This is a genomic window from Streptomyces sp. TBY4 (genome assembly GCF_024213195.1).
Taxonomy (GTDB): domain Bacteria; phylum Actinomycetota; class Actinomycetes; order Streptomycetales; family Streptomycetaceae; genus Streptomyces.
Genome location: NZ_JANAVF010000009.1, coordinates 180033 through 192209, shown reverse-complemented (window position 1 = coordinate 192209; position 12177 = coordinate 180033). Strand labels below are relative to the sequence as shown.

The following is a 12177-nucleotide window of genomic DNA, read 5'->3' as shown; positions in this document are numbered from 1 at the left end:
GGAGGTCAGCTATGCGCGCGACCGAGGGCGACCAGCTGGTTCAGCACGGCAGGATCGTGGGCCAGCACGACAAGGTCGGTGAGATCACCCAGGTCCTGGGAGAGAACGGAACCCCTCCCTACCGCGTCCGCTTCACGGACGGACACGAGGCCGTCATGTCCCCCGGCCCCGACTGCGTCGTGAAGCACCCGGCCGAGCACGACCGCTGAGGAGCGGCGGCCGGAGCGCCGGCGAGAGCCTCAGAAGGGACTGCCGGAGGGACTGCCGGAGGACACCGGATCAGCGCGGCGGCACCGCAACCGCCGTCGGGTAGTGGTCGGCCACCACGCGAGCCATCGCCCCGTTGGGGTCCGCGACCACCTGCTTCGCAGAGAAGTAGACGTGGCCGCGGACCTCCGGGTATCCGGCGGCGAACCGCAGGTGCCGGGAGAGCTCGCGCGGATCGCGCCACGCTGCGGTGGAGCTCTGCGGATCGCAGCGGTACAGCGCCTCCCCCACGTAGAGCTGGACCCGGGTGCCCGCGACGGTCCGCGCCCACCAGGGGACGACGGCGGCGTAGTCGGCTGCCGGGTGGCCGATCTGCCAGTACGCCTGCGGCACGATGTAGTCGATCCAGCCCTCGCGCACCCACTTGCGGGTGTCCGCGTACAGGTCGTCGTACGTGGCGACGCCGGCCTGCGTCGGCGAACCGAGGGGATCCCGGTCGGAGTTGCGCCAGATGGCGAAGGGGCTGATCCCGAAGCGCGCCGCGGGGCGCAGCGCCCGCAGCCGCTCGGACATCTCGCGGACCAGGGTGTCGGTGTTGTGGCGGCGCCAGTCGGCGCGGGTCGCGAAGGCACGGCCGTACGTCTCGTAGGCGGCGTCGTCGTCGAAGTCGCGGCCCTCGACGGGGTACGGGTAGAAGTAGTCGTCCCAGTGCACCCCGTCGAGGGGGTAGCGGGCGACGGCGTCGAGCATGGCGTCCTGCACGAAGCGGCGGACCTCCGGCAGCCCCGGGTTGTAGTAGAGCTTGCCCCCGTAGGGGACGGTCCAGCCCGGGTTCCGGCGGGCCGGGTGCCCGGGGACGAGCAGGCTCCGGTCGGTGTGGTTGGCCACCCGGTACGGATTGAACCAGGCGTGCAGCTCCAGCCCCCGGGCGTGGGCCTCCGCGACCGCCGTGCCCAGCGGGTCCCAGCCGGGATCCACGCCCTGCACGCCGGTGAGCCACTGGGACCAGGGCTCGCGCGTCGAGGGCCACATGGCGTCGGCGGTCGGCCGGACCTGGAGGATCACCGCGTTGAGGCGGCGGGCGACGGCGGTGTCGAGGAGCTCCAGCAGCTCGGCGCGCTGCTCCCGCGCGGAAAGCCCGCTCTGCGAGGGCCAGTCCACGTTCTGCACGGAGGCGACCCACATCCCGCGGAACGCCGGAGTGCCCGCCCCCGCGGCCGCGCCGGCCCCCGCGGACGACCTGACCGCCCTGGCCGGGGCCGCCGTCGCCGCGGACGCCAGCACCCCCGCCGCTCCGGCCAGTACGCTCCGCCTTCCGATGGACGCCATGTGACGACTCCGTTCCGCTCCGTGACATTGCCTCGTGTCCGCCCAGCATGCCCGCCCCGGCCCGACACGCCGGGCAACGACGGGGGTAACGTCGGGGAGCGTGGCGGGCGCCGGAACGCAGTTACCACTGCACGAGTACGGGGGACCCGCGATGGAGAGCAGCGAAAGGCACGATGTGACGGACCTCCCAGACGACATCGCACGCGTCGGCGTAGTGGGCTGTGGCCAGATGGGCGCGGGCATCGCCGAGGTGTTCGCCCGCAGCGGTCTCGAAGTGATGGTCGCCGAGACCACCGGCGAGGCCCTCGAAATCGGGCGGACCCGGCTGCACACCTCTCTGACCAGGGCCGCCGAACGCGGCAAGATCAGCGAGGAGGAGCGGGACGCGACCCTGGCCCGCCTGTCGTTCACCACGGACCTCGGCGAGTTCGCCGACCGCGACCTCGTCATCGAGGCGGTCGTCGAGAACGAGCAGGTCAAGACGGAGATCTTCCAGGTCCTCGACCAGGTGATCACCCGCCCGGACGCGATCCTCGCCTCCAACACCTCCTCGATCCCGCTGGTCAAGCTGGCCGTCGCGACCTCGCGGCCCGACCAGGTCATCGGCATCCACTTCTTCAACCCGGCCCCGGTGCAGCAGCTCGTCGAGCTGATCCCGGCGCTGACCACGAGCGACGAGACGGTCAAGCGCTCCGAGGCCCTGGTCGCGAAGGTGCTGGGCAAGCACGCGATCCGCGCCCAGGACCGTTCCGGCTTCGTCGTCAACGCTCTCCTGGTCCCGTACCTGCTGTCGGCCATCCGGATGTTCGAGTCGGGCATCGCGAGCCGCGAGGACATCGACAACGGCATGGAGCTGGGCTGCGCCCACCCGATGGGTCCGCTCAAGCTCTCCGACCTGATCGGTCTGGACACGATCGCCTCGATCGCCGATTCGATGTACGCCGAGTACAAGGAGCCCCTGTACGCCGCTCCCCCGCTGCTCCAGCGCATGGTCGACGCCGGCCGCCTGGGCCGCAAGACCGGCTCGGGCTTCTACCCGTACGGCTGACCCCGGCGACCGGCCCGTACGGCTGATCCGTACGGGCGGCCGCCCGCGGCTCAGCCGAGCCGCAGGTGGTGCAGCAACAGCAGCCCGGCCGCCATGTTGGCGGCCGGGATCTCGCCGCGCGCGATCATGTCGGGGACCAGCTTGAGCGGGACCCACTCGCGGCGCGAGGACTCGAAGTCGTCCTCGGGATGACCTACGTACGTGGCCCCGTCCGCCCAGTAGAGGTGGTGGCGGGCGTCGGTCAGCCCGTTGGACGGCTCGACGGTCATCAGGTGGTGCAGGGGACCGGGCCGCCAGCCCGACTCCTCCTCCATCTCGCGGGCGGCCGCCCGCTCCACCGACTCCCCGTCCTCGACGACCCCGGCGGGCAGTTCCCAGCCCCAGCTGTCGGTGATGAAGCGGTGGCGCCACAGCAGCAGCACCTCGTTGGCCGCGTTGACGGCCGTGGCGACGGCGACCGGGCGCAGCCGGATGACGAAGTGGTCCAGGTGCCGGCCGTCGGGGAGCTCCACATCGGCGAGATTCACGTCGAACCAGCGGTTCGTGTACACGGTTTGCTCACTCAGGTTCATCCACTGCACGGTTCTGCCACCTTCCGATCGAGTAGGTGGCAACATGGCAGCAGCTCACCCCGGCCCGGGGGAACGCGCAAAGGGCGGCGCAGAGAACGCCACGGGGGATGTCACAGCGGAACGCGCAGCGCCCCGTCGATGAGCTCGGCCGTCTCCTCCGCCCCCGAACAACCGCTGGTCAGCAGCTGTTCCCGGACCGCACGCAGCCGGTCGCGCAGGCGCAGGGACTCCATACCCTTGGCCCGCTCGGCCATTTCGGCCGCCGAGGCCACCGCCTGATCGGCCTCGCCCTGGCGCAGCTGGATCTCGCACAGCATCGCGAGCCGGTGCACCCGCCCCCGGTCGTGCGCGGGGGTCCCGACCGCTGCCGCGGCCTGCTGATGGGCCGCCCGCAGATCCCCCATCCCCAGCAGCGCCTCGGCCACCTGTACGTTGACCAGCCCGGGCTGCACGTACCCCGTCTCGTCGGGCTCCGTGCCGGGCCGGATCCGCTCCGCCGCCGCCTCGGCCCTGCGGATGCAGGCCAACGCGGCTGCCGTGTCGCCGAGTTGGGCGTAGGCCTTGGCCTGCATGGCGTACAGGTCCGCGGCCAGGGCCGGGGTGGTGTGCCGGCCCGCGGCGCGCAGGGCCGCCTCGGCGAAGGCCACCGCCTGGCGGAACTCCCGCAAATGCAGGCACTGGTTGACGATCAGCGCGATCACATAGGCCCCGAGCCCCCGGTCCCCGCTCGCCTTGGCCAGCCTCAGCGCCTGGTGGAAGTAGCGCTGGGCCAGCCCGTGCGCGTCCGAGTCGTACGCGCAGATCCCCGCCACGGCCACCAGGGAGCCGCCGGCCCGGTGCAGGCCGCGGCCGAGCCCGTCGGAGTAACTGCCGCGCAGCATGGGGGCGGTCTCGGTGCCGAGGAAGCGGACGACCCGGTCGCGGGTGGCCACGCCGCCGGCCCGGCGGTACATCAGCTCGTAGTGGGCGCGGGCGGCCTTCAGGATCTCCACGTGCTCGGGTCCCACGCGGATCGGCCCCTCGCGGGAGACGTCGGCGTCCTCCGGCGGGTTCTCCCACTCCCACACGGGCATCACCGCGGGGGTACCCGTGAGGGCCCCGGCGTCGAGGGGCTGGCGGCCGTTGCCGTCGGAACGCCACAGGGCGGCGGCGCGGTCGACGAAGCCGCTGAGCGGGGACCCATGGGGATCGGCGGGCTGCCCGGGCACGCCGAAGCCCACGTCGTCCAGCGACAGCGGGCGCCGCAGCCGGCCCCCGATCACCTCGCAGATCAGGTCCGGGACCTGGCCGCGCGGGCGCTGGCCCTTCAACCACCGGGTCACGGCGGTGTGTTCGTACCGCAGGGCGAGTCCGCGCGTGCGGCCCGCCTGGTTCACGTGCGCGGCGAGTCCGGCATGGGACATGCCCGCCTCGGCGAGGAGGGCGTCGAGCAGGGCATTGGGCTGCATGGGCCCCTCCAAGGGCTCGTCGCATCCAGGCTAGTGGGTGCGGGGTTCACACGGGGTGTGAACCGAGTACGCGCATAAATGCGATACGCACCCTGCCGCGGAGGGCCGTCCGGGCGCTTCACTTAAGGGCCTCGCCAAAGAGGTAGCCCGGGTCGTCGGCTCCCCCTCGTACAGTGCGACGACCCGTCAACCGCGCCGCCCGTCCTGTTGTCTGCCCGACACTCCACGGCAGGCGGGCGGCGCGCTTCGGCTCCGCCGGGTCCTGGTTGGTCGCCGGGCCCCGGCCGGGCCGGACCGAGCGCGCGCCGGGCCCACCCACCGGGCCCGGCCCGCGTGGTCCCGTCACCGGCCGCATGGCCGCCCCTACCGGCCCGGACGTCCGCGCCCCAGCCGCCCGGACGTCCGCGCCCCCACCCGACCCTGCGGGGCTGGTCCTCTACCCGCCCTTCCACCGTTCCCCGGGCTCCGCCCGGACCCGGTCCTCAAACGCCGGACGGGCTGGAAAAATCCAGCCTCGCCGGCGCTTGAGGCGCGGGGTCTGGGGCGGAGCCCCAGGGAACGGGCGAAGGGCGGGTAGGGGACAGCCCCCGCAGGGCCGCCCGGCCCCGGGTACGGGTGAGGGGGTGCACCCCCTGATCGGGATGCACCCCCTCGGTGCCGCAAGGAGCGGCGGCAGCGGCTACGCGCCGCGCAGGACCGCCCCGGTACGCTCGCCCGCCAGGGCGACCGCCGCGTCACGCGCAGCCGTCGACTCCTCGGCGGTCAGCGTCCGGTCCGCCGCGCGGAAGCGCAGCGCGTACGCGAGGGACTTCTTGCCCTCGCCCACCTGCTCGCCCTCGAACACGTCGAACAGCCGCAGGGACTCCAGCAGTTCACCGGCGCCCTTGTGCAGCGCGTCCTCGACGGCCGAAGCCGGCACGGACGCGTCCACGATCAGCGCGACGTCCTGGGTCGCCACCGGGAAGGAGGAGATCCGGGGCGCCTGGAGGGCCTCGCCGCCGGCCGCCGCGAGGCGGTCGAGGTCGAGCTCCATGGCGCTGGTGCGGGCCGGCAGGCCCATCGCCTTGACCACGCGCGGGTGCAGCTCACCGGCGTGGCCGATGACCGTCTCCACCCCGTCCAGGGTGACCAGCAGCTCGGCGCAGCGGCCCGGGTGCCAGGGACCGTACTGGCCCTGGCGCACGACGAGCTCCGCACCGGCCTCGACGGCCAGCGAGCGCGCCGCCTGGACCGCGTCGGCCCAGTCGGCCGGACGGCCCTTGCCCCACCAGCCGGCCTGCTCGCGGGCTCCGGCCAGCACGACCGCGGCGTAGCGCGGCTGCGCGGGCAGGGCCGCGTTCAGGGTGGCGATCTCCTCGTCGGTGGGACGCCGGTCGACGCCGAGGCGTACGGCGACGCCCGGCTGCGCGGCGGCCCGGAAGACCGAGCCGGTCTCGAAGAGGGCGAGGTCGTGGCTGCCCCGGCTGTCGTTGCGGCGCAGCGCGCCGAGCAGACCCGGCAGCAGCGTGGTGCGCAGCGCCGGCTCCTCGTCGGAGATCGGGTTGACCAGCTTGACGACCTGGCGGGAGGCGTCGTGCGCGGGCAGCTGGAGCTGGTCGAAGACGCCCTCCCCGATGAAGGGGTAGCTGAGCGCCTCGACGTAGCCCGCGCCGGCCAGCGCGCGGCCGACCCGGCGGTGCAGCTGCTGCCGGGCGGTCAGACCGCGGCCGGAGGGCACCTGCGGGAGGGTGGAGGGGAGGTTCCCGTAGCCCTCCAGCCGGATGACTTCCTCGGCGAGGTCGTTGGGCTCGGCGAGGTCGGGCCGCCACGAGGGAGTGGTGACGACGAGCTCGTCCTGGCCGTAGACGTCGCAGCCGACCTCCTGCAGGCGGCGTACGACGGTCTCCCGGCCGTAGTCCATGCCCGCGACCTTGTCGGGGTGGTCCGCGCTCATCGCGATGGTGCGCGGGGCTCCCGGGGCGGTGAGCTCGGTGACGCCGGCCTCGGCGGTGCCGCCCGCGAGCAGCACGAGCAGGTCGACGGTGCGCTGCGCGGCAGCGGCGGCCGCCTGCGGGTCGACGCCGCGCTCGAAGCGCTTGGAGGCCTCGGAGGACAGCTTGAGGCGGCGGGCGGTGCGCGAGATCGACACGGAGTCGAAGTGCGCGGCCTCCACGACCACGTCGGTGGTGCCGGTGACGGCGCCGGTTTCCGGGTCGGTGACGGAGTCGGCGATCTCGGTGTTGGCGCCGCCCATGACACCGGCGAGCCCGATCGGGCCGCTGTTGTCGGTGATCACCAGGTCCTCGGCGTCGAGCGTGCGCTTGACCCCGTCCAGGGTGGTGAACTTCTCGCCCTGCTCGGCCCGGCGGACGCCGATGGCGCCGTCGATCCGCGAGCGGTCGTAGGCGTGCAGCGGCTGGCCGAGCTCGAGCATCACGTAGTTGGTGATGTCGACGGCGAGCGAGATCGGGCGCATGCCCGCCTTCTGGAGGCGGCGCGTGAGCCAGATCGGGGAGCGCGCCTCGGGGTCGAGGCCGGTCACCGTGCGCGCGGTGAAGCGGTCGCAGCCCTGCGGGTCGTCGATCTTGACGGCGTAGCCGTACGAGTTCGGCGCGGGCACGTCGAGCAGCGCCGGGTCGCGCAGCGGCAGGCCGTACGCGGTGGCGGCCTCGCGGGCCACACCGCGCATGGACATGCAGTAGCCGCGGTCCGGGGTGATGTCGATGTCGAGGACCTCGTCGACCAGCTCCAGGAGCTTGATCGCGTCGGTGCCGGCCTCGTGCTCGTGCGGCAGCACGATGATGCCGTGCGTGCCGTCGTCGCCCATGCCCAGCTCGTCGCCGGAGCAGATCATGCCGTGCGAGGTGCGGCCGTACGTCTCGCGCGCGGCGATCGCGAAGTCGCCGGGCAGCACCGCACCCGGCAGGACCACGACGACCTTGTCGCCGACGGAGAAGTTCCGGGCGCCGCAGACGATCTCCTGCGGCTCGCCGGTGCCGTTGGCCGAGCCGACGTCCACCGTGCAGAAGCGGATCGGCTTGCGGAAGCCCTCGAGCTCCTCGATGGTCAGCACCTGGCCGACGACGAGCGGGCCCTTGAGCCCGCCGCCGAGCTGCTCGACGGTCTCGACCTCCAGGCCGGCGTCGACGAGCTTGGCCGCGACGTCGCGACCGGTTTCACCCGCGGGGAGGTCGACGTACTCCCGCAGCCAAGAAAGCGGGACGCGCATCAGATCTCACTCCCGAACGGCCGGGTGAAACGAACGTCACCCTCGACCATGTCTCGCATGTCTTCTACGTTGTGGCGGAACATCAGCATCCGCTCGATGCCGAAGCCGAAGGCGAACCCGCTGTACTTCTCCGGGTCGACGCCGCAGGCGATGAGCACCTTCGGGTTGACCATGCCGCAGCCGCCGAGCTCGATCCAGCCCTCGCTGGAGCAGGTGCGGCAGGGGCGGTCGGGGTTGCCCACCGACGCGCCGCGGCACACGTAGCACTGCATGTCCATCTCGGCGGACGGCTCGGTGAAGGGGAAGAAGTGCGGGCGCAGGCGCGTGGTGGTGCCCTCGCCGAACAGCTCCTGGACCATGTGGTCCATGGTGCCCTTGAGGTCCGCCATGGTCAGGCCCTCGTCCACGGCGAGCAGCTCGACCTGGTGGAAGACCGGGGTGTGCGTCGCGTCGAGCTCGTCGGTGCGGTACACCCGCCCCGGGCACACGATGTAGACGGGGGGCTTGCGCTCCAGCAGCGAGCGCGCCTGCACCGGGGAGGTGTGGGTGCGCAGCACGACTCCGGACTCGTCGCCCTCGGTGCCCTCGGGGCCCTTGACGAAGAAGGTGTCCTGCATCTGGCGCGCGGGGTGGTCGGGCGTGAAGTTGAGGGCGTCGAAGTTGAACCACTCCGCCTCGACCTCGGGGCCCTCCGCGACCTCGTACCCCATGGCCACGAAGATGTCCGCGATGCGGTCCATCAGCGTGGTCAGGGGGTGCCGGGCGCCGGCGGGCACGCGGTCGTAGGGCAGCGTGACGTCCACCGCCTCCTCGACCAGCACCCGCTCGTCGCGCTCGGCTTCGAGCGCGACCGTGCGGGCCCCGAACGCCTTGTTCACGGCGCCGCGGGCCTGGCCCACGATCTTGCCCGCCGCGGCCTTGGCCTGCGGGGGCAGCGCGCCGATCTCGCGGTTGGCGAGCGCCAGGGGCGAGCGGTCGCCCATGTGCGCGGTCTTCGCCTCGCGAAGCTCGTCGAGGTCGCCGGCGGCGGCGAAGGCGGCGAGCGCCTCGTCCCGCATGCGCTCGATCTCTTCCGGTTTCAGTGCCTCGACCTCGACAGGGTCGTACGACTTGTTCGGTGCCGACATCTCTTCCCGTACTTCCGATGGCTGGCTGGTGGGTCCCCCGCGCGACGCGCAGGACGCGCTCGGCACAAGGACACAAAGGTGCCAAAGGTCGAGTCTAAAGGTCGCTGGGGGTGAAGGAGCCCGTCGGGCCGCCTGGCGAGACGCTCCGCAGGGTTACTGCGTGAGGTAGGCCGGGGCGCCGACGGGCAGGATAAATCGGAACTCGGCGCCGCCGCCGGGGCCGCGGCCGACCGTGATGGTGCCGCCGTGGGCTTCGACGATGCCCTTGACGATGTAGAGGCCCAGGCCGGTGCCGCCGCGCTTGCTGCCGCGCCAGAAGCGGGTGAAGACGCGCTTCATCGACTCTTCGGGGATACCGGGGCCCTCATCGGTCACGGTGACGGCGGTTCCCTTCTCGGTCTTCCCCGCGGCGTTCGCGAAGCTGGTCGGCGTCACGTCGATGGTGACGGTTCCCTCGCCGTGGCGCACCGCATTTTCGAGCAGGTTGCCCAGGATCTGGTCGATCTTGTCCGGGTCCGCCCACAGGTCGGGCAGCGGCCGGCTCACGCTGACGAGGAACCGCTCCGGGGCCTGCCCGTTCGCCGTGAGCGCCTGGACGTGGCGTCCCACGGCCGTGCAGATGTCGACCGGCTGGCGGCGCACCTCCAGGCGGCCCGAGTCGATGCGGGAGATGTCCAGGAGTTCGGCGATGAGCCGGGTGACGCGGTTGGCGTCGGCGTCGACGGTCTCCAGCATCAGCCGCTTCTGGTCGTCGGTGAACCGCTCCCACTTGGCGAGCAGGGTCGCCGTGAACCCCTTGACGGAGGTGAGCGGGGAGCGCAGCTCGTGCGCGACGGTCGCGATCAGCTCGGCGTGGCTGCGCTCGGTGCGCCGCCGGGCCTCGGTGCCGCGCAGGGTGACCACCAGCCGGCGCACCGGGCCCCTGGGGTGGGTGCGCACGTACCGGGCGGAGACCAGCACCTCGCGGCCGCCGGGGAGCAGCAGGTTGCGCTCGGGCTGTCCGCGCCGGGTGGCGAGGCCTCCGTAGGGGTCGGTCAGCGCCCACCAGCGGCGGCCTTCGAGGTCCTCCAGCGGGAGGGCGCTCTCGATGCCGAGGCCGAGGGCCTCGCCGGCCACGAGGGCGGTGATCCGTGCGGCGGCGGAGTTGAAGCAGATGACCCGGCCGGTGGCGTCGGCGATCACCAGCCCGTCGGGCAGGTCGTCGGGGTCGATCCCGAGCGCGTCGAGCCCGTCCAGCCCGTCGTACCCGGGGGCAGGTGCAGCGGCGGGCCCGTGGGCTCCCTGAGGCTGCTGCACGGGCACCCGGGCGGCGGGTGCGGCCGGCGGGGACACGGCGGCCAGGACCGGTGCGCCGGCCGCCTTGGCGGCCCCTGGCGAGCTGTTCGTACCGACGGTCATGTCCCCGTACCCCACATCTCCGAGTAGCGCAGTGGGCCCCCCGGGCCGCCACATTACTAGCTGGGGGTCACGGAGCGGCACCCTCCGGGCGCCCGCTGTGCACGCGCGGAGGCGTACAGGCACACCGCGGCGGCCGTGGCGAGGTTCAGGCTCTCGGCCTTCCCGTGGATCGGGACCCGTACGACGGCGTCCGCGAGCGCCCTGGTCTCCTCGGGCAGGCCCCAGGCCTCGTTGCCGAAGATCCAGGCCGAGGGGGTGCCCATGGTGCCCGCGTCGAGCTCGGCGTCGAGGTCGTCGGTGCCGGCCCCGTCGGCGGCGAGGATGCGCACGCCGGCCGCGCGCAGCCCCTCGACGGCCTGCTCCACGGGCACGCCGACGGCGACCGGGAGGTGGAAGAGGGAGCCCACGGAGGCGCGTACCGACTTGGGGTTGTACAGGTCCACGGAGGCGTCGGTCAGCACGACGGCGTCGGCTCCGGCGGCGTCCGCGCAGCGCAGCACCGTACCGGCGTTGCCGGGGTCGCGGACGTGCGCGAGGACGGCGACGAGCTTGGGCCGGGCCTTCAGGATCTCCTCGAACGGGGAGTCGAGGAAGTGGCAGACGCCGACCAGCCCCTGCGGGGTGACGGTTTGGGAGACCTCCGCGAGCACCTCGTCGGAGGCGTAGTGGACGCGGGCCCCGGCGGCGTACGCGGCGTCGACGATGTCGGCGTAGCGCTCGGCGGCCTCGACGGTCGCGAACAGCTCGATCAGCGTGGACTCGCCCCCGGTACCGCGGTGCTCCACGGCCTCGCGCACGGCCTGCGGGCCCTCGGCGATGAAGCGGCGCTCCTTCGTACGGAAATTGCGTCGCGCCAGGCGCCTGGCGGCGGCCACCCGGGTGGACCGGGGGGAGATCAGCTCGGCGGGGGTGCCCATGCGGTCGGCTCGCTTCCGTACGTACAGCGGGTGGAACTCAGTCGAACTCGGTGATCAACGCACCGGACCCGCAGGCGCGAGGCCTGCGGGTCCGGGCAAAGTACTGCGGTTACTGCGGCCTTGAAGGCGTACTGCTTAGGCAGCGACCTTCGGGGCGTTGACGTCGGCCGGGAGGGCCTTCTGCGCGACCTCGACCAGCGCGGCGAACGCGTTGGGGTCGTTGACGGCCAGCTCGGCGAGGATCTTGCGGTCCACCTCGATGTTGGCGGCGTTCAGACCCTGGATGAGGCGGTTGTACGTCATGCCGTTCTGACGGGCAGCCGCGTTGATGCGCTGGATCCAGAGACGACGGAAGTCGCCCTTGCGCTTCTTGCGGTCGTTGAAGTTGTAGACCAGGGAGTGGGTGACCTGCTCCTTGGCCTTGCGGTACAGGCGCGAACGCTGACCGCGGTAGCCCTTGGCCGCCTCGAGGATTGCCCGGCGCTTCTTGTGCGCGTTTACTGCCCGCTTGACGCGTGCCACTTTGTACTCCTTGTAGCGGGGCCGCGGTTGTCTTCACACGGCCCGAATTCGATGGGGTCCCGGTCTTGACGTGCTCCCGCTCCCGGAAGGGGAGCGGAGGACGTCACTTGCCGAGAAGCTTCTTGATCTTCGCGGTGTCGCCGGGAGCCATCTCCGCGGTGCCGGAAAGGCGGCGGGTAACACGGGACGACTTGTGCTCGAGCAGGTGGCGCTTGCCGGCGCGCTCGCGGAGCACCTTGCCGGAGCCGGTGATCTTGAAGCGCTTCTTGGTCCCGGAGTGCGTCTTGTTCTTCGGCATAGCGCCGTTATCTCCTCGTCGGTGGCGCCCCCACCGGCCCTGGTGGGGGCCGGCTCGCGGGAGCGTCATGTTGTATCGGTGATCCGAGACGGGCTGCCTCGGA

General features: G+C 72.5%; 11 protein-coding genes. 2 read left to right on the top strand and 9 right to left on the bottom strand.

Annotated features, from left to right (window positions below):
• Positions 1–11 precede the first annotated feature (11 nt).
• A complete protein-coding gene (locus NLX94_RS22570) occupies positions 12–209 on the top strand; it encodes a DUF1918 domain-containing protein (protein WP_254384814.1) in 198 nt (65 codons plus the stop codon).
• A gap of 70 nt (positions 210–279) precedes the next feature.
• Here NLX94_RS22570 and NLX94_RS22565 read toward each other — a convergent pair whose 3' ends face one another.
• On the bottom strand, positions 280–1536 hold the full coding sequence (locus tag NLX94_RS22565; protein ID WP_254384813.1) for a glycoside hydrolase family 10 protein: 1257 nt from the start codon (positions 1534–1536) through the stop codon (positions 280–282).
• Between the two features lie 151 nt (positions 1537–1687).
• Here NLX94_RS22565 and NLX94_RS22560 point away from each other — a divergent pair, with 151 nt between their 5' ends.
• Entirely contained in the window at positions 1688–2584 is an 897-nt protein-coding gene (locus NLX94_RS22560) for a 3-hydroxybutyryl-CoA dehydrogenase (RefSeq protein WP_254384812.1), read from the top strand.
• A 50-nt stretch (positions 2585–2634) separates the two neighbouring features.
• Here the strand turns inward: NLX94_RS22560 and NLX94_RS22555 are convergent, their stop codons facing one another.
• The 8 genes from NLX94_RS22555 to rpmI form a co-directional block, all read right to left on the bottom strand.
• Positions 2635–3156: an NUDIX hydrolase gene (locus NLX94_RS22555; protein ID WP_284716918.1), complete on the bottom strand. Its 522-nt coding sequence runs from the start codon at positions 3154–3156 to the stop codon at positions 2635–2637.
• Positions 3157–3266: 110 nt separating this feature from the next.
• A complete protein-coding gene (locus tag NLX94_RS22550; protein ID WP_254384811.1) occupies positions 3267–4604 on the bottom strand; it encodes a transcriptional regulator in 1338 nt (445 codons plus the stop codon).
• Positions 4605–5283: 679 nt separating this feature from the next.
• Positions 5284–7812 carry a phenylalanine--tRNA ligase subunit beta gene (gene pheT, locus NLX94_RS22545; RefSeq protein WP_254384810.1) on the bottom strand — a complete coding sequence of 843 codons (2529 nt, stop codon included), beginning with the start codon at positions 7810–7812 and terminating at the stop codon, positions 5284–5286.
• A complete protein-coding gene (pheS, locus tag NLX94_RS22540) occupies positions 7812–8939 on the bottom strand; it encodes a phenylalanine--tRNA ligase subunit alpha (protein ID WP_254384809.1) in 1128 nt (375 codons plus the stop codon). The genes pheT and pheS overlap by 1 nt, the downstream gene beginning before the upstream one ends.
• A gap of 153 nt (positions 8940–9092) precedes the next feature.
• Complete coding sequence (locus NLX94_RS22535) at positions 9093–10337, bottom strand: ATP-binding protein (protein ID WP_254384808.1); 1245 nt, start codon at positions 10335–10337, stop codon at positions 9093–9095.
• A gap of 56 nt (positions 10338–10393) precedes the next feature.
• Positions 10394–11254, bottom strand: coding sequence for an RNA methyltransferase (locus tag NLX94_RS22530; RefSeq protein ID WP_254384807.1), 861 nt, complete (start codon positions 11252–11254; stop codon positions 10394–10396).
• A 135-nt stretch (positions 11255–11389) separates the two neighbouring features.
• Positions 11390–11776, bottom strand: a complete 387-nt coding sequence (gene rplT, locus NLX94_RS22525) for a 50S ribosomal protein L20 (RefSeq protein WP_112446980.1) — start codon at positions 11774–11776, stop codon at positions 11390–11392.
• A 103-nt stretch (positions 11777–11879) separates the two neighbouring features.
• Positions 11880–12074 carry a 50S ribosomal protein L35 gene (gene rpmI / locus NLX94_RS22520; protein ID WP_254384806.1) on the bottom strand — a complete coding sequence of 65 codons (195 nt, stop codon included), beginning with the start codon at positions 12072–12074 and terminating at the stop codon, positions 11880–11882.
• Positions 12075–12177 lie beyond the last annotated feature (103 nt).